Source organism: Mucilaginibacter jinjuensis (genome assembly GCF_028596025.1).
GTDB classification, from domain to species: domain Bacteria; phylum Bacteroidota; class Bacteroidia; order Sphingobacteriales; family Sphingobacteriaceae; genus Mucilaginibacter; species Mucilaginibacter jinjuensis.
Genome location: NZ_CP117167.1, coordinates 250,340 through 276,200, shown reverse-complemented (window position 1 = coordinate 276,200; position 25,861 = coordinate 250,340). Strand labels below are relative to the sequence as shown.

At 42.0% G+C, this 25,861-nt stretch carries 31 protein-coding genes; 12 read left to right on the top strand and 19 right to left on the bottom strand.

Annotation, left to right across the window (positions count from 1 at the left end; all coding sequences use genetic code 11):
- Nucleotides 1-71: 71 nt before the first annotated feature.
- The 3 genes from PQO05_RS01275 to PQO05_RS01265 form a co-directional block, all read right to left on the bottom strand.
- Entirely contained in the window at nt 72-1,637 is a 1,566-nt protein-coding gene (locus PQO05_RS01275) for a M28 family metallopeptidase (protein ID WP_273630827.1), read from the bottom strand.
- Between the two features lie 530 nt (nt 1,638-2,167).
- The gene (locus tag PQO05_RS01270; RefSeq protein WP_273630826.1) at nt 2,168-2,863 is read right to left on the bottom strand and encodes a response regulator transcription factor; all 696 of its coding nucleotides are present in this window, start codon (nt 2,861-2,863) and stop codon (nt 2,168-2,170) included.
- Nucleotides 2,864-2,872: 9 nt separating this feature from the next.
- Nucleotides 2,873-4,717 carry a sensor histidine kinase gene (locus tag PQO05_RS01265; protein ID WP_273630825.1) on the bottom strand — a complete coding sequence of 615 codons (1,845 nt, stop codon included), beginning with the start codon at nt 4,715-4,717 and terminating at the stop codon, nt 2,873-2,875.
- 129 nt (nt 4,718-4,846) lie between these two features.
- On the opposite strand from PQO05_RS01265, the gene PQO05_RS01260 reads away from it, so the two are divergent.
- The gene (locus PQO05_RS01260; RefSeq protein ID WP_273630824.1) at nt 4,847-5,710 is read left to right on the top strand and encodes a T9SS type A sorting domain-containing protein; all 864 of its coding nucleotides are present in this window, start codon (nt 4,847-4,849) and stop codon (nt 5,708-5,710) included.
- A gap of 83 nt (nt 5,711-5,793) precedes the next feature.
- On the opposite strand, the gene PQO05_RS01255 is transcribed toward PQO05_RS01260, so the two are convergent.
- Nucleotides 5,794-6,153, bottom strand: a complete 360-nt coding sequence (locus PQO05_RS01255; protein WP_273630823.1) for a DUF3127 domain-containing protein — start codon at nt 6,151-6,153, stop codon at nt 5,794-5,796.
- Between the two features lie 77 nt (nt 6,154-6,230).
- On the opposite strand from PQO05_RS01255, the gene PQO05_RS01250 reads away from it, so the two are divergent.
- The 3 genes from PQO05_RS01250 to PQO05_RS01240 all read left to right on the top strand — a co-directional run bounded on the left by PQO05_RS01250 (nt 6,231) and on the right by PQO05_RS01240 (nt 8,601).
- Nucleotides 6,231-7,403: a THUMP domain-containing class I SAM-dependent RNA methyltransferase gene (locus PQO05_RS01250; protein ID WP_273630822.1), complete on the top strand. Its 1,173-nt coding sequence runs from the start codon at nt 6,231-6,233 to the stop codon at nt 7,401-7,403.
- 4 nt (nt 7,404-7,407) lie between these two features.
- Complete coding sequence (locus PQO05_RS01245) at nt 7,408-7,905, top strand: hypothetical protein (protein WP_273630821.1); 498 nt, start codon at nt 7,408-7,410, stop codon at nt 7,903-7,905.
- Nucleotides 7,906-8,199: 294 nt separating this feature from the next.
- Nucleotides 8,200-8,601: an RNA recognition motif domain-containing protein gene (locus tag PQO05_RS01240; RefSeq protein ID WP_273630820.1), complete on the top strand. Its 402-nt coding sequence runs from the start codon at nt 8,200-8,202 to the stop codon at nt 8,599-8,601.
- Between the two features lie 113 nt (nt 8,602-8,714).
- On the opposite strand, the gene PQO05_RS01235 is transcribed toward PQO05_RS01240, so the two are convergent.
- Nucleotides 8,715-9,383, bottom strand: coding sequence for a lipid-binding SYLF domain-containing protein (locus tag PQO05_RS01235; RefSeq protein WP_273630819.1), 669 nt, complete (start codon nt 9,381-9,383; stop codon nt 8,715-8,717).
- A gap of 309 nt (nt 9,384-9,692) precedes the next feature.
- On the opposite strand from PQO05_RS01235, the gene PQO05_RS01230 reads away from it, so the two are divergent.
- From PQO05_RS01230 to PQO05_RS01215, 4 genes are all read left to right on the top strand, one after another.
- On the top strand, nt 9,693-10,337 hold the full coding sequence (locus tag PQO05_RS01230) for a DUF47 domain-containing protein (RefSeq protein WP_273630818.1): 645 nt from the start codon (nt 9,693-9,695) through the stop codon (nt 10,335-10,337).
- A 131-nt stretch (nt 10,338-10,468) separates the two neighbouring features.
- On the top strand, nt 10,469-11,119 hold the full coding sequence (locus PQO05_RS01225) for a response regulator transcription factor (protein ID WP_273630817.1): 651 nt from the start codon (nt 10,469-10,471) through the stop codon (nt 11,117-11,119).
- 169 nt (nt 11,120-11,288) lie between these two features.
- A complete protein-coding gene (locus PQO05_RS01220) occupies nt 11,289-11,627 on the top strand; it encodes a hypothetical protein (protein WP_273630816.1) in 339 nt (112 codons plus the stop codon).
- A complete protein-coding gene (locus PQO05_RS01215) occupies nt 11,621-11,974 on the top strand; it encodes a single-stranded DNA-binding protein (RefSeq protein ID WP_273630815.1) in 354 nt (117 codons plus the stop codon). The genes PQO05_RS01220 and PQO05_RS01215 overlap by 7 nt, the downstream gene beginning before the upstream one ends.
- Before the next feature lie 6 nt (nt 11,975-11,980).
- Here PQO05_RS01215 and PQO05_RS01210 read toward each other — a convergent pair whose 3' ends face one another.
- Both PQO05_RS01210 and PQO05_RS01205 read right to left on the bottom strand, forming a co-directional pair.
- Nucleotides 11,981-13,414, bottom strand: coding sequence for a sulfatase family protein (locus PQO05_RS01210; RefSeq protein ID WP_273630814.1), 1,434 nt, complete (start codon nt 13,412-13,414; stop codon nt 11,981-11,983).
- A 79-nt stretch (nt 13,415-13,493) separates the two neighbouring features.
- Entirely contained in the window at nt 13,494-14,177 is a 684-nt protein-coding gene (locus tag PQO05_RS01205) for an HAD family hydrolase (protein WP_273630813.1), read from the bottom strand.
- Between the two features lie 141 nt (nt 14,178-14,318).
- Between PQO05_RS01205 and PQO05_RS01200 the strand changes: the two genes are divergently transcribed.
- The 3 genes from PQO05_RS01200 to PQO05_RS01190 are packed head-to-tail and all read left to right on the top strand — an operon-like array spanning nt 14,319 to nt 15,490.
- A complete protein-coding gene (locus PQO05_RS01200) occupies nt 14,319-14,660 on the top strand; it encodes an ArsR/SmtB family transcription factor (RefSeq protein WP_273630812.1) in 342 nt (113 codons plus the stop codon).
- A 3-nt stretch (nt 14,661-14,663) separates the two neighbouring features.
- Nucleotides 14,664-15,095 carry an SRPBCC family protein gene (locus PQO05_RS01195; protein ID WP_273630811.1) on the top strand — a complete coding sequence of 144 codons (432 nt, stop codon included), beginning with the start codon at nt 14,664-14,666 and terminating at the stop codon, nt 15,093-15,095.
- Nucleotides 15,096-15,106: 11 nt separating this feature from the next.
- Nucleotides 15,107-15,490 carry a VOC family protein gene (locus tag PQO05_RS01190; RefSeq protein WP_273630810.1) on the top strand — a complete coding sequence of 128 codons (384 nt, stop codon included), beginning with the start codon at nt 15,107-15,109 and terminating at the stop codon, nt 15,488-15,490.
- A 140-nt stretch (nt 15,491-15,630) separates the two neighbouring features.
- Here the strand turns inward: PQO05_RS01190 and PQO05_RS01185 are convergent, their stop codons facing one another.
- From PQO05_RS01185 to PQO05_RS01160, 6 genes are all read right to left on the bottom strand, one after another.
- Nucleotides 15,631-16,494: an alpha/beta hydrolase family protein gene (locus PQO05_RS01185; protein WP_273630809.1), complete on the bottom strand. Its 864-nt coding sequence runs from the start codon at nt 16,492-16,494 to the stop codon at nt 15,631-15,633.
- Nucleotides 16,495-16,598: 104 nt separating this feature from the next.
- Nucleotides 16,599-17,012 (bottom strand): nuclear transport factor 2 family protein, encoded by a 414-nt coding sequence (locus PQO05_RS01180; protein ID WP_273630808.1) that lies wholly within the window; start codon nt 17,010-17,012, stop codon nt 16,599-16,601.
- Nucleotides 17,013-17,108: 96 nt separating this feature from the next.
- A complete protein-coding gene (locus PQO05_RS01175; RefSeq protein WP_273630807.1) occupies nt 17,109-18,221 on the bottom strand; it encodes a Gfo/Idh/MocA family protein in 1,113 nt (370 codons plus the stop codon).
- Between the two features lie 69 nt (nt 18,222-18,290).
- Nucleotides 18,291-18,767, bottom strand: coding sequence for a hypothetical protein (locus tag PQO05_RS01170; RefSeq protein WP_273630806.1), 477 nt, complete (start codon nt 18,765-18,767; stop codon nt 18,291-18,293).
- Nucleotides 18,768-18,993: 226 nt separating this feature from the next.
- Nucleotides 18,994-19,320 carry a hypothetical protein gene (locus PQO05_RS01165; protein ID WP_273630805.1) on the bottom strand — a complete coding sequence of 109 codons (327 nt, stop codon included), beginning with the start codon at nt 19,318-19,320 and terminating at the stop codon, nt 18,994-18,996.
- Nucleotides 19,320-19,448 (bottom strand): hypothetical protein, encoded by a 129-nt coding sequence (locus tag PQO05_RS01160; RefSeq protein WP_273630804.1) that lies wholly within the window; start codon nt 19,446-19,448, stop codon nt 19,320-19,322. Before PQO05_RS01160 ends, PQO05_RS01165 begins: the two co-directional genes overlap by 1 nt.
- Nucleotides 19,449-19,755: 307 nt before the next feature.
- Here PQO05_RS01160 and PQO05_RS01155 point away from each other — a divergent pair, with 307 nt between their 5' ends.
- Nucleotides 19,756-20,328 (top strand): pentapeptide repeat-containing protein, encoded by a 573-nt coding sequence (locus PQO05_RS01155; RefSeq protein ID WP_273630803.1) that lies wholly within the window; start codon nt 19,756-19,758, stop codon nt 20,326-20,328.
- Here PQO05_RS01155 and PQO05_RS01150 read toward each other — a convergent pair.
- From PQO05_RS01150 to PQO05_RS01125, 6 genes are all read right to left on the bottom strand, one after another.
- Complete coding sequence (locus PQO05_RS01150) at nt 20,325-21,011, bottom strand: ABC transporter ATP-binding protein (protein WP_273630802.1); 687 nt, start codon at nt 21,009-21,011, stop codon at nt 20,325-20,327. The genes PQO05_RS01155 and PQO05_RS01150 overlap by 4 nt on opposite strands.
- Nucleotide 21,012: 1 nt before the next feature.
- Complete coding sequence (locus tag PQO05_RS01145) at nt 21,013-22,257, bottom strand: ABC transporter permease (RefSeq protein WP_273630801.1); 1,245 nt, start codon at nt 22,255-22,257, stop codon at nt 21,013-21,015.
- 1 nt (nt 22,258) lies between these two features.
- Entirely contained in the window at nt 22,259-23,368 is a 1,110-nt protein-coding gene (locus tag PQO05_RS01140) for an efflux RND transporter periplasmic adaptor subunit (protein ID WP_273630800.1), read from the bottom strand.
- A gap of 12 nt (nt 23,369-23,380) precedes the next feature.
- Nucleotides 23,381-24,703 (bottom strand): TolC family protein, encoded by a 1,323-nt coding sequence (locus PQO05_RS01135; RefSeq protein WP_273630799.1) that lies wholly within the window; start codon nt 24,701-24,703, stop codon nt 23,381-23,383.
- Nucleotides 24,703-25,311, bottom strand: coding sequence for a TetR/AcrR family transcriptional regulator (locus PQO05_RS01130; protein WP_273630798.1), 609 nt, complete (start codon nt 25,309-25,311; stop codon nt 24,703-24,705). Before PQO05_RS01130 ends, PQO05_RS01135 begins: the two co-directional genes overlap by 1 nt.
- Nucleotides 25,312-25,383: 72 nt before the next feature.
- Nucleotides 25,384-25,779 carry a hypothetical protein gene (locus tag PQO05_RS01125; RefSeq protein WP_273630797.1) on the bottom strand — a complete coding sequence of 132 codons (396 nt, stop codon included), beginning with the start codon at nt 25,777-25,779 and terminating at the stop codon, nt 25,384-25,386.
- Nucleotides 25,780-25,861: the final 82 nt, after the last annotated feature.

Here is a 25,861-nt window from a genome sequence, read left to right as displayed (position 1 = left end):
ATCAGGCAATCTATCAAAACAAAAACCCCGGCCATGGCCGGGGTTTTCATAGTAAAAGGTATCAATAGATATTAATTGGCAGGTGTTGGAGGAGGTTTTGGCAACTCCTTGCGCGGCATCATATCTGCACGTTGTGCAGTGTTGTACACAAACGATGCTACAATGGTTGCTGCTTGTTTCAGGTCGTCTTCAACTAAGCGGTCGTAAACATCCTGGTTGCTGTGGTGGGTACGGGTGTTGTAGTCCATAGGCTCCTGTATAAACTGGAAACCCGGGATACCAACCGCATCAAACGACTGGTGATCTGTACCACCTGTATTGCTGATGGTTACCGTGCTTGCGCCTAAATCTTTAAAAGGCTCTAACCATGTTTTAAAGATGGGGCCAATTTCCTGGTTGCCCTGCAAGTATACACCACGAATTTTACCGGTACCGTTATCCAGGTTATAGTAAGCAGAAACTTTTGCCTGCTCTGGTTTTAACTGCATGGTTTTAGGATCGCCGAAGTGGTTCAATACATAACCTCTCGAGCCAAATAACCCTTGCTCCTCTGAGCTCCAAAGCAGCATGCGGATCGTGCGTTTTGGTTTAAAACCAATGGTTTTTAAAATACGCATAGCTTCCATCATCACAGCGCTGCCGGCTGCATTATCTGTTGCGCCGGTACCACCATGCCATGAATCAAAGTGACCGCCGATAATTACCAACTGATCTTTCAGCTTTTTATCAGTGCCCGGTATTTCGGCTACAACATCGTAACCGTTAAGGTCTTTATCAAAGAATTTGGTTTGCACATCGGCTTCCATTTGTACGGCAATGCCGCCATCCAGTAAACGTACAATGCGCAGGTAATCTTCGCCGCTGGTTTCCAGCTCTGGTGCAACAGGTTTGGCATCTTCGGCATACGAAGCGCCATTAGTGGTAAACACTGTGCCATCTGTACCGCGGGCCTGGCTTAATACTAAGCCAACTTGCTCCTGTACAAAAAATTCGCTCATGGCAGTACGTAATGCACGTAGTTTACGCATAGCCGCAAATGCAGGGCTGTTAGCGCCACCACGGCCACCACCTGGTGCTGCCGGTTGTGCTGCTGCCATTTTATCCAACTCTTCGTCGGTGTAGCGGCTCAGGTCTGGCTTGGTGCTGCGGGTTAATGGGGTTTTGGTATAGGTAATTACAATTTTGCCTTTCAGCTTGCCTTTATATTGGTCAAGGTCGGTAATGGTATCGGCTTTAATTAAAACAACGTCACCTTTTATTGGCCCTGCTGTGCCTGGTGTCCATGCTTTTGGAATGGCAATAATAGCATGATAATATGGTACGGTAATAGCTGCATAGTTTTTCTCAACTTCCCAGCCTTTACCAAATTTACCCCATGATTCAAGGCCTACATTGGCCATGCCCCAGGTTTTAAGCTGACCAACAGCCCAGTCCTGCGCGTGTTTTAAGCCCGGTGAACCAGACAATCTCGGCCCTGATACATCAGTTAAATAGAACGCAGTTTTCATTACCTGCGAGTGGTTCAATCCTTCCTCGCGGATCTTTTGCACCACAGCCTGGTCTACAACCTCCTGCGCAAAAGCAGCGGTAAAAACCGAAGCTGATAACAGCGTTGTTAAAAGTAAATTTTTCTTCATGTTTCAATAGTTTGTTTAGCAAAACAAACATATCGAATTCAACGTCAATTATCGGATTGGGGTTGCTAACAATAATGTTACAAAGGGTTGGGCTCCTGAAAGATAGGATGTGTAATGATAGCGTATGATGAGTTATAACTGATTGTCATCCTGAGTGCAACGAAGGATCTTCTGCTCTGTTGAAATATACAAAGGTCTTGATTCCTGGCTCTCGTTTCTTGATCCTATTTTGGGCGTTCCCGCCTACCGGCGGACCGGGCTATCCGCTCATACGCCTGCAGGCCTTACGCTCAGGGCCGGTATCCGCTACTATCCCTAACGCGAAAGCTGCATAGCATCAGGTTGTTGGTGACAACACCAACAACGGCGCTGAGATCGACCATCATGCGACGAGATTGCCACGCTATCGCTCGCAATGACAAAATTGAGACATACCATTTCAACTTCAGAGGCCGAGGATTTTTTAATTCAGATTGACAAATTGGAGTAAATCAAATCCGAAATCGAACATCCGAACTCCGAAATCAACTTTAATTCACCAGTAATTTATACCCTCTGCCATGCACATTGATGATCTCGACAGATGGGTCTTCTTTTAAAAACTTGCGGAGCTTGCTCAGGAAAACATCCATGCTACGGCCGTTAAAATAGTTATCATCATGCCAAATGTTGAGCAGGGCTTCTTCGCGGGTAAGCACTTCGTTTTTGTGGAGGCAAAGCAGGCGCAGCAGTTCGGCTTCTTTGGTAGATAGCTTTTGCTGGTTGCCATCGGCAGTGATCATTTGCTGGGTATAATCAAACTGGTATTTGCCGATAGTAAATTGAGCTTGCTTGTTTTCTTCTTTGGTATCAATGCCGCCGTTAACGCGTTTTAGCAGGGCATTAATGCGCAGCAGTAGTTCTTCTATGCGGAAGGGTTTGGTAATATAATCATCGCCGCCGAGGTTAAAGGCCTGGGTTTTATCCTCAATCATGGCTTTGGCTGTGGCAAAAATAATAGGCACCGTCTGGTTAATTTTGCGGATCTCTTTACCTAAGGTAAAGCCGTCTTTTTTAGGCATCATCACATCCAGTATCAACAAATCATAACTGTCTTTAGTGAATGCGCGCAGGCCTTCATCGCCGTCCTTGCATAAAATAACATCAAACTTGCCTTTCAGTTGCAGGTAATCTTGTAATAGCAAACCCAGGTTTGGATCGTCCTCAACCAGTAATATTTTTTTCATGTTATTTTATCAGGCCAGTGAAAATTTTAATTCAAACTCCGATCCTTTATCTTTTTCGGAACGTACGCCAATGGTGCCGTTAAGGCGTTTAACAATGGTATTAACATAACTTAAGCCCAAGCCAAAACCTTTAACATCGTGCAAGTTGCCGGTAGGTACACGGTAAAACTGCTCAAATATTTTGTTCTGCTGGTCGCGGCTCATGCCAATACCTTCGTCGGTTACTTTAATTACAACCTGCCCGTTACGGTTTAACGTACTAATGGTAATTTTTGGTGCATCCTTGCTGTACTTTAATGCATTATCAATCAAATTGTACAGCACGTTAGAAAAATGCAGCTCATCGGCAGTAATTATAGCATCGGTAGCATCGAGGTGTAAAATGGTTTGGGCATTGTATTTCTGTAATTTCAACTCCATACTATCCAGTACATCAGTAATGGTTTCGTTTACATCAACAGAGGTTATATCCAGCTTAAAGTCGTTCTTTTCAATACGGGCAATATTTAAAACCCGTTCTATGTGGCTGCCGAGGCGCGCGTTTTCTTCATAAATAATCCCCGCCAGTTTGGATACCCGGTTGGTATCCTGCGCAATCTCAGAATCACGCAGCGATTCACTAGCTATCATGATGGTTGATACCGGCGTTTTAAACTCGTGCGTCATGTTATTAATGAAATCCATCTTCATTTCCGAAATCTTTTTCTGTTTCAGAATAGTGTAAATGGTATAAGCAAAACACAAAATGAGCACCAGCATTAATGTACCACTGGCGGCCATGGTATAAGTCATCCGGCTTAACAGAAACGAATTCCGTTCCGGAAAAGTGATGCGGATCTTACCCGGATCATTAATTACTTCTTTGCCGAAGATGGCTGTTTCATAAGTATTGGCAGGTAAAAACTGCAAAGGCTTTTCACTGGCATTAAGCGCCCGCGAAAATATAAGCGAATCATTATGCGCTGTTGTAACCTCATAACTAAAAGGCAGCATAATGCCTTTATTATGTAAGTCGCGCCGAAGAACCGAATCGATCCATACCGAATCAATCCGCTTGTTAAGTGGTTGGCCTAAACGTTCATATTCTTCGGCCAGGTTTTGTATCACATTTTGGCGCGGATGGGCTTGTCCCTGTTTGGCATTCTCGATAGAATCTGTAACCAGGGCTTTCCTTACCATCCTGATTTGATGTTCCTTTTGCTTTCGCATCTGGTCGCGCTCCCAAAGCGGGTTGATCTGTGGGATGATCATCACCTGCGGGCCAAATTGCGGGTCATCGTACTTGTACCTCAGCGTATCATATTTTCTGAGCACCTGCGGCTTTCTGGCGATTGATTTATGACCAGAGTTTACCACTTCGGGCGAAATGCTTTGATGCACTACGCCAAACTCGTCGGTAAACTCATCAATACGTAAATGGATAGAACCTTCCTGGGCCAGGTTAAATACTTCATCATCGAGCTGGTTTCTTAAGATGATGTGTTTTAAACTATCGCGCAGCAGGGCAATCTTTTTCTGCCTAAGGCTTCTTTTTCTTTTAATGTTGGTACTATCGGGCGAAATAACCGGTGTATGGTCGAGCGTGCTTTTGTGGATGCTTTTTACAATGAGGCTCAGGTTTTTCTGGCGCATGTTCTGCTCATCGTTCGCACGATATTTCTCATTAATAAAGTTCATGGCATCAATACGCGCTACTTTGGTAACCACGTTGTTTAACACCTCGTTAACCGACCTGTCAAACAATTGCGACTGCATTACGTACGATTGCCGCAAGAAATACAATTGCATAGCCATTACACCCAACAGCGCAAATCCCATTACTCCTGTAATAATGCCTATGCTTCTTTTCTTCATTAACAAACAAAATTATTTCAAAATGGTAGATATAGGTATCCTTTAACAAATTTTAACATTTTGATACCAAGATTTAATATCTTGACGTTAAGGAGTTTATTAATTTAGCCATTTCAAACAAAATACCCCATGAATATCAAAAAATTGACCACCAGACCCGGCTTCGAATTTATTTTTGCAGCGGGCATTGCCGCCATCTTTATTTTGCCGGCAGCCGTAATGGCGCAGGACAATAAAAGCATTGACATAACCATTGCTAACGGAGACACCGTTATTAATGGCAAAAACATTAAAGATATGTCGCCCGAGCAGCGCCAGCAAGCGATGAGCGACCTGAATAAAATTACCGGCAAAGGAAAAGGCCAGTATAAAGAATACCGTTTTGAGCGACGCGGCAATGCTGCCCCGGTTGTAGCAACCGATGGTTTAGGCACTACCGACTTAAATATTGTGAAAACACCAAACGGCTACGTGGTACAGCCGCAGGAAAAACAACTGCACGTAAGAAGGGTAATTAGAAGAGACACAGCTATTGTTGTGCGCGACCGGAGAGGTAATGGCCATAATGATGATAATCTGATGATCCCGCCTGCGCCGCCGATTGAGAACTTTAGCCGTCGCAATACCCAGGAGTTTGAATATACCAATATTGATAACGATGGTGTTGAAACCGGCGTAAGCTTCCGCGTATCAGACCCTAAAGGCCCGCGTTTAAAAGGCATTGCCGGTGTTGATAAAACCGACCTGGTGATTAGCGATCTTAAAATTGTACCTGATTTTGTAAGTGGTAAAACCCTGTTTATGTTTACCCTGCCAACCAAAGCTGTAGCCGAAGTTGAGTTTATGGATAACTCTGGCAAAACTTTGTGGACCGAGAAAACTTCAAGCGGTACTTTCAGCAAAAACTTTGCTTTGCCGCTTAACGGTGTTTATAACTTAAAAATTAAGCAAAGCGGTAAAATGGCCGTTAAGCAGATCTTTAAAGAAGAGTAATTTTTATTGAATTCGATATAAAAGCAAAGCCCCTTAAGAAAATCTTAAAGGGCTTTACTTTTATTATTTAGGTTGAAAGATTCTTAGAATGGCAGATCGTCATCATCCGGCGCTGCGCTCAAATCAACCGGTGGGGCATACTCTGGGGTAGCACCTGTAGCGCCGCCAACCTGCGTAACTCTCCACAATTGTAATGAGTTAAAATATGTTTTTTTACCGGTTTTGTCTGTCCAGGGGCGGCCTTTTAGGTTAAAAGACACCTCAACATTATCGCCTGGTTTAACGCTGTCTAACAAGTTGCAACGATCCTGAATGGCCTCGAATTTGATATACTCAGGGTACTGCGGGTTCTCAATATATTCTAAAATCAGCTCTCTTTTTTTAAGGCTGTCTGTAACCTGCATAGTTGCAGATACTTCGTGTACTTTTCCTTTAATATCCATGTATCAAAATTTGAAATGTAAAGTTAATGTTTAACAAATAAATTCATACACTTTTAATTCATAAATTTGCCCTCCACATGCAAGTTTTTCAAGAAGAGAGTAAAATCATCATTACCTGCAATAAAAGGTTATCGCCTTATTTACAGCAGGAAGTAGAAGCGTTAGGCTTTGAAATAAAGCGCAGCTTCCAAACCGGGGTCGAATTATTGGGCACGGTTAACGATTGTATTACGCTAAATCTTAATTTAAGATGCGCCAGCCAGATCTTGTATCTGTTAAAAAGCTTCACCGCTGCTGACCCACAGGCTCTTTACGAAGAGCTGGTTACCATTGAGTGGGAAAAACTGATCGATTTTTCGGGCTATTTTTCTATCACTTCAAACGTAAATAACGAGCATATCCGCACGCCGCTTTTTGCGAATGTGAAAGTGAAAGATGCCATTGTCGACAGGATTAAATCGATCAAAGGTATAAGGCCGGATTCGGGTGCCGATCAAAATAAAGCAGTTTTTCACCTGTACTGGCAGGATGATAAGGCCGATATATTTATTGATACATCGGGCGAAACCATTGCCAAACACAGCTACCGTAAAATACCGGGTAAAGCGCCAATGCTCGAAGCTTTGGCTGCAAGTACCATTATGGCTACCGGTTGGGATAAAAAGAGTACATTCATTAATCCGATGTGCGGTTCGGGCACGCTGGCTATCGAAGCTGCACTGATGGCTACCGAAAAAACTCCGGGCTTTTTCAGGATGAACTACGGTTTTATGCACATTATGGGTTACGATGAGCAGGTGTTTTTTGCACAGCGACGTATCTTAAAAGATAAAGCCATTAAGCAACTGGATTTTAAAATCATAGCTACAGATATCTCAGACGATGCTGTTGACATTGCCCGCAAAAATGCAAATACTGCAGGTGTAGAACATTTGATAGAATTTGCTGTTTGTGATTTTGCCGACACAGAAGTACCTGAAATGGGCGGCGTTGTAATGTTTAATCCCGAATATGGCGAGCGACTTGGCGTGCACACCAAGTTAGAGATCACCTATAAACGCATTGGTGATTATTTAAAGCAAAAATGCCGTGGCTATAAAGGTTATGTTTTTACAGGTAACCCCGATTTGGCTAAAAAAGTGGGATTAACTGCAAAGCGCCGTATTGAATTTTATAATGGTAAACTGGATTGCCGGTTGCTGGAGTACGAGTTGTACGATGGCAGTAAACGAGAACCAAAGGTTGATTAATTAAATGAAGAAACTATTTACGCTATTTGCGGCCGTGATGATATCGGGCATGGCAATGGCACAGAAAGAACTTGCTTTCCCGTTTCAGGGCGGGCAGCAGGTAATGACAGACTTTTTTAAAAACAATTTTGCCGTATCTACTGATATCAAGCAGCAAAACGCTGCCGGTACGGTGATCTTAAAATTCACTGCCGATCAAAAGGGTAATATCAAAAAAGTGATTGTTTATTACGCTGATGATTTTGTACTGGCGCAGCCGGCTGCAGATCTGCTCAAAAAAACAGATCATAAATGGATAGTGCCCGATGGCGAAAAACTGCACGATTTTATACTGCCGTTTACCATTAGTTTTAATGTGCCGGCAAATGCAGATGCTGCGGCAACCAAGGCATTTTTGGCATATTATAATAAGCGCAGCCCTGTTTTAACCCATAACCAGATACCGCTTGATACGGCTACCCTGCTACCAACCATTACGCTTAAGTATGATGTTGGGCAATAAAAGGCGTAAACATTAATTTTATAGTATTGAAAAGGGCTTTGTTTAAAGCCTTTTTTAATTTAAAAGATAATTTTTATGCTGAAATAATTTATAGTATTTAACTGTAAAAAGCTTATAATCAGCCATAAATATTGGTTGTTTTGCCAGTAGGGTATCAAAAAATGTTTAAATTTTGATATTTTGCTTTTTTATGAAGTTTATCTATATATTGCAGGGGATTAAAGAAACATTGTTACTTTTTTCGCGTTAAAGGAAAAAGGCCTAAAAAGCCACACATGTATTAAATTAGAATTAATGAACATTTTTGTAGGAAGTCTGCCTTACCAGTTAAAGGAAGAAGATTTAAGAGAACTATTTGAAGCTTACGGCGAAGTGAGCTCAGCAAAATTAATTATCGACAGAGAAACCGGCAGAAGCAAAGGTTTTGGCTTTGTTGAGATGTCTGATGACGAGAGCGCCCAAAAAGCTATTGATGGCTTAAATGGTATCGAAGTAAGCGGCAGAAGTATCGCAGTTAGCCAGGCTGAAGAGCGTAAATCTGGTGGTGGCGGCGATCGTCGTGGTGGTGGCGGCTTCGGCGGCGGCAACCGTGGTGGTGGCGGCGGCGGCTTTAGCCGTGGCGGCAACAGCGGTGGCGGTGGCTACGGCGGCGGTTCAAAAGGTGGTAACAGCAGAGGCGGCGGCAGCCGTTATTAATATTAAAAAAGCACCAGCTTATTAGGCTGGTGCTTTTTTTGGCTTTATACATTCCTGAATCTTATACCTTTTATTCAAAAAGCATAATTGAATAGTGTAACTGGTTTGTGCAATTACATTATTAAAGCAGCTTTTAACTCGGTAACATTTGCCGACGGGCTTTTGCTTGTTTCAAATATAACTTTTGAGTTTGCAGCCGAACCATAGAAATTGGCATTGGCGCTTTTATCAATAGATATGTTTGATCCGTTAACGCTTAAACCGGCAAACAAGCCCTTGCTGCGTGAGTAGGAATAGATTTCGGCATCGAGCTTAACATCTGTGCTGGCTGTAGAACTACGGCCAACCGGGCCTGCTGTTGCAGAGATATCGCCGCCAATTGTAAAGTCGCCATTGTTTACTTTGTTCAGGATACTTCTGTGCTTAAATATAAGTACCAGGTCAACAGATTGTACACCTGCCTGTAAACCGAAACTACCTCCTGTAAAGGTTACAAATACAGGGTTGCTCCAACTGCCCGATGCTGTTCTGGCCATGGCTACGCCTTTACCACGTTTACCACCTACTGCAAGGCCGGCATTTATCATATCAGGTATAATAACAATACCTTCTGCCTGTTTTAAAAGCGCTTCCGGTATGCTTTCCTTCATTTTTATGAATTCTTTTGCTACCGTTGTCGACTTGGTTATCCGCTCGTTTTCCTTACCCGCATCTTTTGCCGAAGTAAGCACAAAGAATATGCTCAACAATGCCGGGATTAATAATACCTTGAAGTTTTTCATAAGAGATGTTTTTAATCGTGTTTTATGATAATATATGTTAAAGCATAACAGATATATGATCTGCGGGTTTCATAAAACATTAAAAACAGTAACCTATACTATAATAACTTTCAAAATACAGCTTTGTTGGCTTATCCAATCTTCACAAATCCTGTTAACTTAACAATTGATTAACGTGGATTTTGTGCAAAACCTAAATTTTATAAGTTTCTTTGCACGGAATTGTGTACTGTGCCCGCTTTGTATAAATTGACGGCATGGTAACAAGCATTGATAGTTTCGCTATATTACAGCTATAAAATAATTTTAATGAAAACGTCCATATTCGGCCAGGCATTACCTAATAATAACCAGATATTTTACGGCTTATTTAACCAGGCTGCAAGCAACAGCTATGATATGGCAGCATTGCTTTATCAGGCTGCCGGATCATCTGATCTGCAGGATCAAAAAATGAACTTCAACCATATTGGCCGTTTAAAAGAAAAAGCCAATAGTATTAAACACCAGGTGCTGGTAGTATCAGGCAAGGCGTTTATCTCTCCGTTTAGCCGCGATGATATGTATGCCTTGGCATCATCAATAAATGCCGTATCAGATTTTATTGATGTAGCGGCCCGTCGTATCAACTTCTATAATATTGTAGTTAATTCGCCAATTAAGGAGCTTGCCGGTATTATTGTTGATTGCTGCACCTTGCTTACCAAATGCGTTGATGCCTTAAACGACCTTAAAAACGTTGATACCATTACAGATTATTGCACCAATATAAAACAGCTGGAGCATTACGCAGACCAGGTATATAATAAAGCACTTGCCCATTTACTGGATACAGAAACTGATGCGCTTGAAATTATTAAATACAGCGAGATACTGGCTTCGCTTGAACGTGCAACCGATAAATGCGAGCATGTTGTTAACGTGATAGAAAGTATTATTATAAAAAATAGTTAAACATAAGTTCTTCTGCTTATTGAAAAAGGTTATTATTGGCAACAGTAATAACCTTTTTCAATTATGTAATAATTACAATACTTTGATGCTGAGGGCAAACCCGCGGGCTATGCCGTTGTTAACAAATCAATATGATTGATATTATTTTAGTAGAAGACCATAAGATTGTACGAAACGGGGTTAAATCATTATTGGAGAAAGAGCCTAAATTTAAAATTGTAGGCGAGGCCGTAAGCGGTAACGATGTATTAACAATACTTAATTCGGGTACCAAGGCAGATATTATTTTAGCCGATATTAATATGCCGGGTTTAAGCGGCCTCGAGTTAATTGCCGAACTGAAAAAAGCAGGGTACAACGCTAAAATTATTATGCTTACCATGCTCGATCATGAGCGATATGTGGCCAAAGCCTTTAAAGCCGGGGCCAACGGCTACCTGCTTAAAAACACAAGCCCCGATGAATTGATATTTGCCATAAAGCATATTTATGCCGACGGTAATTACCTGTTTAGCGAATTGGCTATGCGCCTGTTAGACCGGCTTTCGCAGGGGCGCGATATTATGATACTGGATAACCGCTCGGATGTTGATTTTTCTAAACGCGAAACCGAGGTACTTACCTTAATTGCCGAAGGCTTTACCAACCAGGAAATTGCCGATAAACTTTTTACCAGCAAACGTACCATAGAAGGCCATCGCCAAAGTATGATTGATAAAACAGGTACCCGTAACACCGCTGCGCTTATCAGGTTTGCTTTGCTTAATGGCATAATCAGTTAATTTTTGTGTCAACAATCCTCCTGTAATTATTCAGTTTTTTTAACTGAATTGACAATAAATTAAACTTTTCGCTAAAAACGAGTATTTACCACGGCTTAATTGCAGGTATTAATACGTGTTCGGTATTTTTCAACAAGCTTACATTTACTCCTGTTAATTGTAGCCAATTTTGAAAACTTTACTGACCCCCATCTTATTAGACTTTCTGATAATAGAAGGCTATAAATATTGCGCATCAAAAGCAAATGGCATTAACACATCTGATGCAAGCGAAAGCATTACCCTTATACCTTTAAAAAGCAAACGGGTTTTAAATCGGCTATCAGGTAGTGTCGACAAATATTTCAGCATCAAAAGCGAGCCTGTACAAATGGCCGAAGGCTTTGATGATACCCTGGTTATGGTTGAAATTGATAGCAGCGATTTAAAACGCTATATCAGTTTTTTCATGGAAAAGCTCGCCCTCTCGAAGTCATTTTTTAAGCCTAACCTACAAAACGAATGCTAAGTAACTCCGGAATTAACAAAGTTTTTTTGGTTGGGTATATTGGTAAAGAACCACGCTGGCATTCGGCAAACAACGAACCTAAGATGTTATGTTTCCCGATGGTTACCACCGAGTTTATTAAAAAGAACGGCACCTCGGTTGAACATGTAGAATGGCATCAGATCAAAATTCCCGAGAATTTTGTAGAAGACGAAACCTTGCTTAAAAAAGGCCAGCTGGTATATGTACAAGGCAAAATACAAACCCGCCAGTTTACCGACGAGCAACAGGTTAAACGTTATAAAACAGAAATACTGGCGCAGCAGGTACAATTATTAAACAGTACCATTGAATCTACTTTGCTGTAAGTAGTGTTAATTAATGGTGGCCGGTTTTCTCCGGTTTTTACCCTCCCGGTTGGTCAGGTCATCGCCCATATCGTCGCGGGCTTGTTCGGCCAACTCCAGCATTTTCTTCACAATTTCGGGGTAGTTTTGTTGTACATCATACGATTCGCCCGGGTCATGTGCCAGATCATACAAGGCCATTGGTGCATCAACACGGCCAATTTTACCTCCTTCACCACCTTTGCCATGTAGTGCCGAATAGGTTGCAGATGAATGCGGTAATACCAGTTTCCAATGTTTGTACCTGATATCTTCGAGGTTATTTTTGCCGAAGTAATAATAGAAAACCTCGCGCGGGTCTGTTGTGGTTTTACCCAGCCAAACAGGCAAAAAGTTAATGCCATCAATTGGTTTCTTAGGCAATTTAGCGCCAGTGGCAGCCACAATGCTTGGCAGCAAATCCATATTGGTCATTAGCATACTGTTGATACCTCCGGCCTCTACTTTTCCCGGCCAGCGGATCCATAACGGAACGCGCGTGCCGCCCTCCCATGAGGTTGATTTACCCTCGCGGAAGCCGCCCGATGAACCTGCATGATCGCCATAATTTAACCAGGGGCCATTATCGCTGGTTACAATAACGATTGTATTATCGGTCAGCTTTTCATCGTCTAGTGTTTTTAAGATCTCACCTATCGACCAGTTCAACTCCATAATCTCATCACCAAAATCGCCCAGATCACTTTTACCTTTAAACCTTGCCGACGGCGCAAGCGGAACATGCGGCATAGTATGCGCCAGGTATAAAAAGAAAGGTTTGTTTTTATTTTGTTTGATGAACCGGATAGAGTGCTCTGTTAAATGCGTAGCCAGTTCAGAAAGCTTTTCTTTTGATGTGATCGAATCAACAATTTTATCGCCTTCTATCAATGGCAGTGGCGGCCAGGTATAACGGATGTCGTTTTTATTAGTGATCAGGGTACCATCTTTATCGCGGTTCCAGATATCGTGCGAGTAGGGGATGCCATAAAAAGTATCGAAACCATAATGTGTAGGCCAGTAAGGTGCCTTATTGCCCAAATGCCATTTGCCGAACATGCCGGTAGTATAACCTGCATTTTTAAGTAAAGCGGCAATGGTTTCTTCATCCGGGTTCAAGGCTCTTTTATCGCCGGGCAGTAGGGCGCCGGTCATGCCTACCCGGTTCGAATAACAACCGGTTAGCAGCGCAGCACGTGATGCCGAACAAATAGGTTGAGCCGCATTGTAATGTGTAAAACGTGTGCCTTCGCGCGTTAAGCGGTTAAAGCTTGGCGTGGGTATCTGTGTCATGCCGTAAGGTTCGGTATCACCATAACCCATGTCATCCATCATAATAATGATCACATTGGGCTGTTTGTTTTGGGCGACACCACGAAATCCTAAAGATAGAATCGCGAGCAGGACAAGGACGTTTTTCATAAAATACGAGCAAATTGGTAGAGGTTGCAATGATAGTAATTTTGCTGATTGCTTAATCAGCTAATTAGCAATTTAACTGTTACAAATGGGTTAATACAATGCTGATCTGTTCTACCGTACGGAACTTTTCGTGCTCTATCGTATGGTTAATTTGTTCATGCGCCCAGGTAATATGATAAGGTACATGAATAGCAGAACCACCGATATTTAATACGGGCAATATGTCCGATTTAAGCGAATTACCAATCATCAGTAATTCTTCGGGCTTAATATCCAGATGGCGGATCAGCTTCAGATAATTGGCATCATCTTTTTCAGACATAATTTCGATGTGGTGAAAATATTTGCTCAGACCCGATTTACGCAGTTTACGTTCCTGATCAAGTAAATCGCCTTTGGTGGCTACAACCAGGCGATATTTTCCCTGCAGGTTTTCCAACACCTCTTCTACACCATCAAGCAGTTCAATAGGTTCATTCAACAGGCTTTTACCCAGGTCTAAAATCTTATCGATAATCTCTACACTTAAAGTACCCGAAGTAATGCGGATGGCGGCTTCGACCATTGATAGTGTGAAGCCCTTTACGCCGTAACCATAAAGCGGCAGGTTATCCAACTCGGTGCGCATCAGTTCGCGCTCCAGGTCGTGCATCGATAAATAGCCTTCCAGTAATTGACAAAAAGCTTCCTCGGTTTTGCGAAAATAGGGCTCATTTACCCAAAGGGTATCATCGGCATCAAATGCCACTACTTTTATACTCATGGTGTTAGCGATAGTATAATGCAATAATACTCAAGTTTTGCTTAATGGCGATACATCTGTTTTAAGAGAAAAATTGCTGAAAAATTTGCGTAACCGAATGGTTACTTATATATTTAACCATTCGGTTACATATAAGTAGTTATGATGAGAAGAGACGTGTTTCAGGCCATTGCTGATCCTACCCGCAGGGAAATCATTAATATGATTGCGCGCCAGCCATTAAACCTCAATGCCGTAGCCGATAACTTTGATATTAGCCGCCCCGCTATATCAAAACACATTAAGATACTAACCGAGTGTGGCCTCATTACTATTAAACAACAAGGGCGCGAGCGTTTTTGCGAGGCCCGGCTGCAAAAGTTACGTGAAGTAAACGAGTGGATTGCGCAATACCAGGTTTTCTGGACCGGTAAGTTAGATGCCCTTGAAACATTTCTGGCAAATGATAATCAACCAATTAAACATAAACCATCAAAAAAATAAAAGATGAAACATGAACCATTTGTAATTGAACGTGTGCTAAATGCACCCGTTGAAAGGGTCTGGAAAGCCATCACCAATGCAGATGATATGAAGCAATGGTATTTTGATATCCCTGGATTTAAACCCGAGGTGGGATTTGAATTTACCTTTAAGGGCGAAAACGAAGGCCGCGTTTTTGTACATTTATGTACAGTAACCGAAGTTGTGCCTTACCAAAAGCTAACCCACAGCTGGCGATATGAGGGCTATGAAGGCAATTCGTTCGTGACGTTTGAACTGATACCCGAAGACAGCCAAACCCGGTTAAAGTTGACACACGAAGGATTGGAAACATTTCCGCCGATTGCTGATTTTGCAAAATCGAATTTCGAAGCCGGGTGGACTTATATTATAGGCACATCTATCAAAAATTACCTGGAAAAGGAAACTAATTAATACCTGTTATTATGAAAATACAACTGAGTACCGTAATGGTACAAGACCAGCAAAAAGCCCTGGAGTTTTACACCCAGATTTTAGGTTTTGTGGTGAAACATGATATACCAATGGGCGAGTACAGATGGCTCACCGTGGTATCGCCCGAAACTGAAAACGGTCCAGAATTAGTGTTAGAGCCCATGGCTTTTGAACCGGCAAAGGTTTACCAAAAAGCGCTGTTTGATGCAGGCATCCCCGCAAATGCTTTTGTGGTTGCAGATATTGAGGCTGAGTACAAAAGAATGCAGGATCTGGGTGTAGTTTTTAAAGGTAAGCCAGAAAAATTTGGCCCGGTTACGCTGGTAAGGTTTGAAGACACCTGCGGTAATTTGCTTCAAATTTTTCAGCCGTAATTTTTGTTGATTATGTTGAATTGTTGATTGGGTTGAGTAGTCAGGCCTCTTGTTTAAACTAAATCTAACTCAATCAACAATTCAACTCAATCAACCTACAAGAACCACTTAACTTAATCAACAATTCAACCGCTCAACTCTCACGGAGTCGAGTAATTATGCTGATGGATCTGGCCATACCAGCTTTCAATGGCTTCGATAAAAACATCGGGCCGGCGCAGCCAGTTAAAATGATCTAAAGCAGAGTTTTCGATATAACAAATTTTCTGTTTTGCCGATGTAAGTTTATTACACAGATGCCGCACCGCACCGGGAGGGGCCAGAAAATCAGAATCGAGGTGTATAGCTAAAACAGGCAGCGTTACCTTGCGAAGCCGCTGGTCCCAGTTAAAGGAACTGCCTGCAAGTTTGTATTTCCCGGTTAAGGCCTGCCTCCCCCAGTCGTCAATTAGTTTTTGAAAGGTATCGCCGCCAAAACCAAATTTTGCACCGGGAAAATACCCCACTATCCAGGCATACAACCGTGCAAATTGACTTTTACTTAAAACGCTAAGCTTTTGCCAGCCTGGCCATGACCAATAATATACCGAACCGCTTGTACAAAGAATTAAGCCCGAAACTCGTTCATCCAGCAAGGTACAGTATAAGCAAGCCAGTTGCCCACCCAAGCTATGGCCTAATAAATCAACGGGGGAATCAAATAAATTGGTTACTGCATTTATTGCCGAAGGAATGTCTTCTATTAAAATATCACGATAACCATAATTAGACCGCTTGCTTGCTTTAACCGAGCTTTTACCCTGTCCCTGTAAATCAATTACAGCGCACGACCTTCCCATTCGGGCCAAACTTTTCATTAGGCGGTCGTAATAACTTGCGGGCACACCCAAAGCAGGTAATATTAGTATAGTATTAAGGGCCGAAGCCTCAGCTTTAATAAATCGCAACTCTGTAGTTTTGGTTTCAGCAACTTTAATTTGCCTGACCTGAACGATTAAAGCCATATTTAAGGTAGGTGTGATGGTGTGCCCCGAATATATTAATTAAAAATCAACAAAGAAAGGCTCAGTTCAATTACTAACCCTTTAGTTAATAATTAATTACATAATTAAAACACACGGCGATCTTCCTCTTTAATTTCTACATCATTAATGCTGGCATATCGCTTTGCCATCAGGCCGTTTTCATTAAATTCCCAGTTCTCGTTGCCATAAGCGCGAAACCATTGGCCTTCAGTATTATGCCATTCATATTCAAATCGTACGGCAATCTTATTATCGGTAAAAGCCCAAAGCTCTTTTTTTAGTTTATAATCCAGTTCACGTTGCCATTTTTCAGTCAAAAATTTTACAACCTCTTCGCGGCCGTTAATAAATTGCGAACGGTTGCGCCACTCGGTATTAACAGTGTAAGCCAATGATACCCTATTAGGGTCTTTACTGTTCCAGGCATCTTCTGCCAATTGCACTTTTTGCTTGGCTGTTTCTAAGCTGAACGGTGGTAAGGGGAGTTTCTGTTCCATCTTAATTTTAATTTGATATTCAACAAATGTACCCTGTTAATCACCTGTAATATTGGTATTAGTTACAGCAATTGTGGTACTATTTACCGATACGTACTACACTATCCTTTCCTGCTTACCCGAATCAAGGCTGCGATAAATGGCATCAACCACGCGCATATCTTTTACCCCTTCTTCGCCCGGCACACGGGTTGGTTTCCCGGTGGCAACGCATTTTGCAAAATCGTCCATCTGTGCAGCCTGTTGATTAATCTGCGGAAAATCGATCACCCCCTTTGAACTTTTACCCAGGATAGGCCCATAACCATAAGCTGGTTCCAGTTCAAATTTACCGTGCTCGGCTTCTGCTCTTAAATAACCCCAGTTATTATTGTAACTCGATTTTCCCTTGGTTTTTAACCCTCCCGGAAACTCTAGCTCCCAGAATATGGTTTCATCAACTTCTTTAAAAAAATCCGGGCGGGTTTTCTCCTGGGTGGCTTTAACGGCAATAGGTTCGAGCCCTGTGGTATAGCGGGCACCTTGTATAGCGTAAATACCCATATCCATTAAGCCCCCGCCGCCACCTAAAGCTTTCTTTAACCGCCAGGCATTGGGGTCGCCGTTATAGGTAAAGCCGTTGGCATTTTCTATGCCGGTTATTTTGCCAAAAACCTGTTTTTGCCCCAGGCGCATAACTTCAATAGTATGGGGTTCAAAGTGCAGGCGGTAACCAATAGAAAGCATACGGTTGGCCTTTTTACAGGCCGCAATCATTTCTTCACAATCGCGGGCGTTTAGCGCCATCGGCTTTTCGCATATTACATGCTTACCCGCTTTGGCTGCGCGGATGGTATATTCTTTATGCAGAAAAACCGGCAATACTACATACACAATATCGATATCCGGGTTTTTAGCTATCTCATCAAAGTTTTGATAGTTGTAAATATTTTTCTGCGGAATGTTGTAGCGCTGTGCCCAGTCTGTCGCTTTTTGCGGCGTACCGGTAACTATACCTGCCAGGTAGCAGTTTTGTGTTTGCTGCAAAGCCGGTGCTAATTGCCCAGTGCTGTAGCTACCCAAGCCAACCAGGGCAATGCCCAGTTTCTTTTTAGGCTGAGCGGAAAGATTAGCAATTGCCGATAAGGTTGAGCCCAGTGTTAAGGCACCCACACCTAATGCACTTTTAAATATAAACCCGCGGCGTGATAATTTAGATAATGAATCCATAGGTAATGTAAATTGGTTCAGCAATTTACATCAAAAACTATGCTCGGTGTATAGATTAATTTCTAATTTTCAATCGGGCAGGTGATAGCGTTTTTCGCCGCCCTGCAAAAACTCTTCGATCTTGTAAGCGTAACCGCTGACGGTAGTATAAAGAATTAAAACAGATACACATACAAAAGGCACGGCAGTAATAAGCCCGGTTAGCGATTCATTATTCTGCCCGGCATTGATGGTTAAGTAGAGCAGCCCACCATAGGCAAATAATAACCCGGTAACTATTAGCAATGCCTGGCTTAATTTAGTTTTTCTGAACAAACTTAAGCCCAGCAAAAATTGCCCTATTAATGAAAGCATTGCCGCTGTTGGCAAAAGCTGTGTGTAAGTATCGTTTAGCGAAAAATAGAAGTTGTCGTTAAGTATCAGGGGGATAAAAATGGCCTCAACTATAATCATAAACCCGGTACCATTACCTATACCAACCAATATGAGCATATTAGTTAGTAAAGCCCAGATAACCATGCGTTTAATATTTCTGTTAGCTTGCATTAAGAGAAGAGGTTGACTAAACAAAAGTAACGGAAAAACACATTGAGTGTTAGTTAAATTTGGATTACCGGGAGGTGTGAAAGGATAAAATAATATTAACCAAACGTTTAGTGGTTAAATGTTTTATGCTTATGACAGGAAATAGTTGGGAGAATTAAAAAACGAAACATCGTAATTAGAGATTGAACCTTAGAGATCAGGTTCAATCTTAATTACAAGATAATCACTAACGTGTTCTTTTAGGGTTAAAAGCAACAAGGTATTGCAACTCGCCATTTGCTGCGTTAGAAGTACTGCTATCAAACTTGCGTTCAAAACCAGCCTTAGCTTCAATCAGTTTAACTTTTACCACGCGCATTAGCTCGGCCAGTATTTCTGGTAAAACTTTGGTGGTGATGGTTGGGAAATATCTTTTCTCCAGATCGCGGGCTTCTGCTGCGCTGGCTAAGCTTAGTTCCCAGTTTTCATCGGGTTTAAAGCCGAACTCTTTGGCACAATTATTTAAATCGTACACATACATTTTGGCCTGAAATTCTACAGTTTGATTTGACATTATTTCTTTTTAGGGGTTGTAAGATCTTGCGATACCGATTTTTTGCCCGATTGATAATCTGATCCGGCTTTTTTTGGTCCTGTGGCAGCGGCTTTTTTAACCTCGCGGCCTCCTTTGTCTTTGCTCATATATTTTTTATTTGATGTGGTTAATCCTGCCCACTGAAATGTGGAAGAGTTGTGAATTAGAAAAGAAAATGAAATTATGCACTCCCATTTTTTTCTGAATGTGTATTAGCTAACGCTTAAATATTTCGTATCAGAAAACGGAATGCCTAAGTAGAGAAGTATTTGTTTAAAGATACCTTTTATTAATTGATTATCAGCAGGTTTTGAATGTTAATTATCGATTATGGTTTTATGCCTTGAGATATGCCTTTGAGATGATCTGAACGTTGTTTTGTTTACATTTGCGCACCTTAATTAGCAACGGCAAATGGAAGCTTTAATACACGATAACAAGGTTTTTGAAGATATTACTTATGCGAAGAAGCTGATTCGCGGCCGCGAGTTTCAAAGCTGTACGTTTAAGAAATGCGATTTCTCTAACAGCAACTTCCCGCACAATAAATTTCTGGATTGTGTATTTGATGGCTGCAACCTTTCGATGATGAAGTTTTATGGATCAACCCTGAGTAACGTTGAATTTAAAAACTGCAAAATATTGGGCGTAAATTTCAGCGAATGCCAGGATTTTCTGTTCAGCGTTGAATTTGATAGTTGCATCCTGGATTATGCTTCTTTTATGGGTAAAAAGATGGTGAAAACAAGGTTTGCTCATTCATCATTAAAAGAGGTAAGCTTTAGTAACACCAACCTTAATGGTTCTGTATTTGATGATACCAACCTCGAGGATGCTGTTTTCAACCGTACAGACCTAACCTCGGTTAACTTTACCACCGCCTACAATTATACGATGGATCCAGAGCTAAACATCCTCAAAAAAGCCAGCTTCTCCACGCAGGGCATAGCAGGTCTTTTGGTTAAGTACGGTATTAAGATCGTTTAGTGGTGCTTAATAATTACCCCGTCGCTCATATCAATAATGCGGTCGCTGTTGCGGGCAAAATCATCATCGTGGGTTACGGTGATAATGGTTTGGCCCCGCTCATGCGCTAACTCTTTAAAAATATCGAATACTACCTGCGTGTTTTTAGAATCGAGGTTGCCGGTGGGTTCATCACCCATAATAATGGATGGATCATTAATCAGCGCTCTTGCAATAGCCACACGCTGCTGCTGGCCGCCAGAGAGCTTGCTGGCCAGTTTTAATGCCTGGTCTTCCAGCCCTAAAAGTTTAAGATTTTTATAAGCCTTATCCTCAATTTCCTGCTTGCTCTTTTTGTTGAGCTTCATGGCCGGTAGCATCACATTATCTAATGCCGAAAACTCCGGCAGCAGGTAGTGAAACTGAAACACAAAGCCAATATGCTCATTACGGAAAGCCGCCAGGTTGTTTTGCGATTGCCCGGTGAGTTTTTCGCCGTTGATAAACAGCTCGCCCTCGTAGTTGGTATCCATGGTGGAGAGTACGTACAACAAAGTTGATTTACCCGAACCCGACTTGCCCGTAAGGGATAAAAACTCGCCCTTTTTAACCTCGAAACTTACATCTTTAAGCACCTGGAATTTTTGAGGCTCGTAAAAGTATTTGATAATGTGGTCTGCTTTTAGCGCAATGTTGGTTTCCATGTTATCCTCTAATAATATCAACAGGGTCAATTTTTGATGCTTTACGGGCGGGTAAATAACCCGCAACCAGCGTGGTAATTAAACCAAACGTAAAAGCCATTATATAATCTTTGGGGTGATAAGCCATCGGCAGGTTATTCAATCCGCCGATTTTAAAGGGGATGTGGTTTACAATATCGGCAATCACAAAACCAAGTATCATCCCGATTACACCGCCAATAATGCCCACCACAATAGCCTGTACTAAAAATATTTGGGTTACATCCTTACCCGAGAAACCCATAGCCTTCAGAATGGCAATCTCGCGGATCTTCTCATTAATGGTCATGTTCATGATATTATAGATACCGAAGCCCGCCACCATTAAAATGGTTAATGAAACGGCCATCGCTATAATATCGCGCAGTTTAGAGCCAGCCTCGAGTTGCTGATTAGCCGTTTGCCAGCTCTCAACCTTGTACGGAATCACCGGGGCCAAACGCGCCACCACAGGCGCTGTTTTTTCGAAATTGTTTATGTTAACCTGCAGGTCAGTAACATAATCCTGATTCTTGGAAAGCAGCTGCCTTGCCGAACTGATGTTTACGTAGGCTTTTGATTTATCCACACCCTTTACATTCGTTTGATAAATACCGATTACCTTAAAATTGCGGCTCACGCCATCGGATGTCAGCACGTTAATATTGTCGTTGATATTGAGGCTGAGCTGCTGGGCCAGATCTAAACCCAGTATCACACCATCGTGGCGGTATTGCAGGCTGTTCCAGGTACCGTTAGTCATGTAGGTAGAGATATTGAACAGGCGGTTCTCATTATCCACATCAACTCCCGATAATGTACCATTTACCTTGTTGCTGCCATTACGAAAAAACACATTAATGTTTACCTGCGGTGTAATGCCGATAACTTCGGGTTGCTTCCGTACCAGATCCAAGATCTCGCGGGTATTTTTAATGCCCTCTGTATATTGGATCACCTTAGCGTTGCGGATGTTGATAGCTACATCTTTACCCTTGTAAACCTGCTTAACCAGGTTGGTATTATCGGCCGGGCCATCGTTATAAATGTGAATATGCGCCAGCGAGGTAAAAGCCAGGTCGGTTTGCACATCATTAACACCGGTCATAAAGCTGTTCATAAACACGTACATCGATATGCCGAACATTACACCCAGCAAAGCAACTACAGTTTGCTTTACTTTTGAGGTGAGGTGCACCTTTGCTATTTTTAAGTTGGTGGCAAACATGCTATTGTTGTTTAGGCAATACTAAAACATCGCCGGGGTTTAGGCCGCCGGTTATCTCGGTCCACTCCAGGGTATGGATGCCCGTTTTTACCGGTTTCTTCTCTTTGCTATCCTTCAGCAAAACGTAATCGCCGTTAATTAAAAAGTACGATGGTATTACGGCAGCGTCTTTCTTGGTCTGCACAATAATGTTGGCTTGCAATTGTGTTCCGTTTAATACTTTGCCGGGGTTATCAGTAAAGGTGGCTTCCACCACAAACGACTGATCTGTACTGTTAAACGCCGGATAGATCTTAGTAATCTTTGCCTTAAAAACAGAATCTTTAACACTGTTGAGCGATATTAAAACCTCCTGCCCCAGTTTTACCCGCTGGATATCATCTTCTGCAATGTCCAACTTAATAATCGATTTGCCTGCGCCAACCAAGGCGATAGCTTCGCCCTTTTTAACATAGTCGCCTACCTTTTTAGTGACGTTCATAATTATGCCCGGGCCTTCGCTTTTCAGGTTGTTGTAATCATTGTTCTGCTGTTGAATCTGGTATTGCGATTGTGCATTCTTCAAACTCAAATCAACATTCCGTTGCAAATCGGCCAGGTTTTTTTGTAATACATGCAGACTGGATAATGAGGATTGATAGGTCAGTTTGGCATTATCATAATCAGCAGTCGATACGGCTTGTGTTTTAACCAGTCGCGAATAACGTTGATAGTTCAACGAATCTACATTGAGCTTATCCTTTGCTTGCCCGATCTGGATTTTCAGCTGCTCAATCTGTGGCGCACGTGGCGAAGTATTGGTGCGGGCGAAATCGAGATTAACCAGGGCGTTGCTCACTTGTGTTTTTTGCACATCGTTAGAGAGCAGGAATAAGCGCTGATTAGCTTTTACCGTATCGCCCTCGGCCACGTAAGCAGTTTTTAAATAACCATCGGTATTGGCCATAATGCTGTACTGGTCGTAGTTTTCGATATGGCCGCTGCCAAAAACGGCATCAACAATATCTTTATGCTGCAGGGCTGCAGTCTCCGGGTGTTTGCAAGCTGTAAACATAGTGCCTGCTATGAATAAAGCGACGGTATAAATTTTAAGTTGGGGTAAGCTTTTCACTTGATATAAAATTTAATTTCGTGATAAAATAGTAGCCTGGGTTGATAGTAAAGTGGATAGGTTACTCAGGTGCGTATTCTCTGCCCGCAGGTAATCCTCAAACGCTTTTAAATAGGTATCCATATTGATAATGCCCTCCTGGTACTTTTGCTTATTGAGCATAACATTGGTACGGTACAGGGTATAGCTATTGGCCGACGCTTTAGCCATAGCAGTATAATCGGCGTAATTTTTTAGCAGCAGTCGGTCATTAATGCTGCTTTGTTGCTGGGCTGTATTGTATTGCAGTTCTGCTATTTGTTGTTGCGCCAGTGCGCTGCGGTATTTGTTGGTATTAGTAAGCCCGGTAAAAATGGGCACATTTAAGCTTACGCCGATGTAACGATAGGGTGTCCATTGCTGGTTAGAAAGGGAGAGCCCAATATCATTCCTGAACTGCTGACCTCCGAAATAACCGTTAAGTCCAATCTTTGGATAAGCAACAGCCCGCTGTGCCTTGCTTTGTATAATGGCCAACTCCGATTGCTGTTTATAAACATCCACGCTCCTGTCAGCCCCCAGGTTAATGCTGCTGATGCTTGCGATAGAATCCAGACTCAGGTTTTCGGGGAAGCTCAACTCGGTCAGCACTTTTTCGCCCAATAAGATCTTAAGGTTTTCTACCCCCTGGTCATACACCTGCTGGCTTTGCGCTTTGTTTTGTAAAACGTTGTTATAATTAATCATGGCCTGATTAACGGCCAGTGCATCGGTGGTACCCTGTTGCAAACGTTGCTTGCTGAGGGTAACCAAACTATCGGCCAAGGCCAGATCCTGCGCGTTGGTTTTGAGCGATGCTTTGCCAATCAATATAGAAAAGTACAATTTAGCAGCCTGATCTTTCAAGCTTTGGATGTACGAAGTCTGCTGGATTTCGGTAAGCGCAATATTGCTTTTGGCGATAGAGGTCTGGAATATAGACGACCAGTCGAAAATATTCTCACTCAAATTTACGCCTGCATTATATGAATACTTTTTACCGAACTCGGCATAATAAGTGGTACCCGGCTGTCCAATTAAAATGCCGGGTATTGGCGTAACGGCGAGGTGTAAATTATCCTGACCGTTAAAGGTACCGCTGGCGTTAGGGTACATAAACCCTTTGGAGGCTTTGTAATTGTATTGCGCCTGTTTAATTTGTTGCTGGTAAACGGCTTGCGTGGGGTTATTTTTAATGGCTTTGGCAATTACATCCTGCAAGGTATTTAGCTTTACGGTATCTGCCTGTTGGGCAAAAGCGTAACCCTGTGTTAATAATGCACCGGCTATTGAAAACGCAAAAAAGAACTTTTTCATTAAAACTCTTTTAAATATTTAATCAACATTTCGGGGATCACTTTTTCGCGGTCGGCAATAAAAGTTTCCCAGTTGGTATCCTGTAACTTGGTCATGTGCTGGATCATCGGTTTGGCAATTACCGGAAATATAGTTTCCGAAATAATGCTCACCACAATTTGGATCGGTTTAATAGGCCTGATGGTGCCTTTGGCTATTCCATCTTTTAACTGCGCAAAAAACAAGGTATCTTTCAGACGGGTACCACTTACGTTTGATAAAAAGTCTTCGGGATTATAGCGCATCTCATTAATTACAAACATGGGCAGGTCAGGCTTTTTCTGCATTGCAGTGATGTAATGCGTAACCAGCAAAGGGATCTTTTCCTCCCAAGGTATCTCCATATTCATAATGGGCAGTGTAGATGCCGAAAAGTTTTTAAACGATTTAATGAATACCTGCTTAAACAGCAAATCCTTGCTCCTGAAATAGTAATGCAGCATTGATTTATTGATGCCAGCCTCATCGGCTATTTCCTGCATCCTTGCCCCGGCTAATCCCTTGCGTTGAAAAACGCTTAATGCGGCTTCGAAAATGAGTTCTTCTGTAGTTTTTTGTTCGTCAACCATATAGTTCAACCATTTGGTTGACAAAAGAAGTTATTTATTTAATAACTTCCAAATACTAAATTTAAAATGCTGTTAATCTGCTGTTTTGGGTTTCGGATGTTTAGACATCATTACCCAGAATACAAGGGCGCACACAACGTAAAAGCCGCCCAAAACACTAACAATCGTTGGCAAATTATTATGGCCGAATGCTGCTTTTGTTAAGGCCATGCCTCCAATTAAGAAATGTGTAAAGTTGGCAAGCGCTATTGGCTTATTGTAAATACCACCAATAATAGCACCTTTGGCCATCCAGTTAAGTATAGCAAAAGCATAATAAGTGGCGCCTAATAATTGCAATATAAGTTCGATGCCTTTGTTGGGACTAATGCCCATTAGTGTCATCACATAATCGGGTGCAAAAGTGAGGAAAATACCTATTAAAGCGAATAAGATCGCAGTTACAGTCAAGATCAATTTGGTGTTCATTGAGACAGGTTATTATTTAGATTTTGACTAAGATAATGCTAATTGTTAAAGTTTTTCATTATAAACCGTATCTTCAAACATA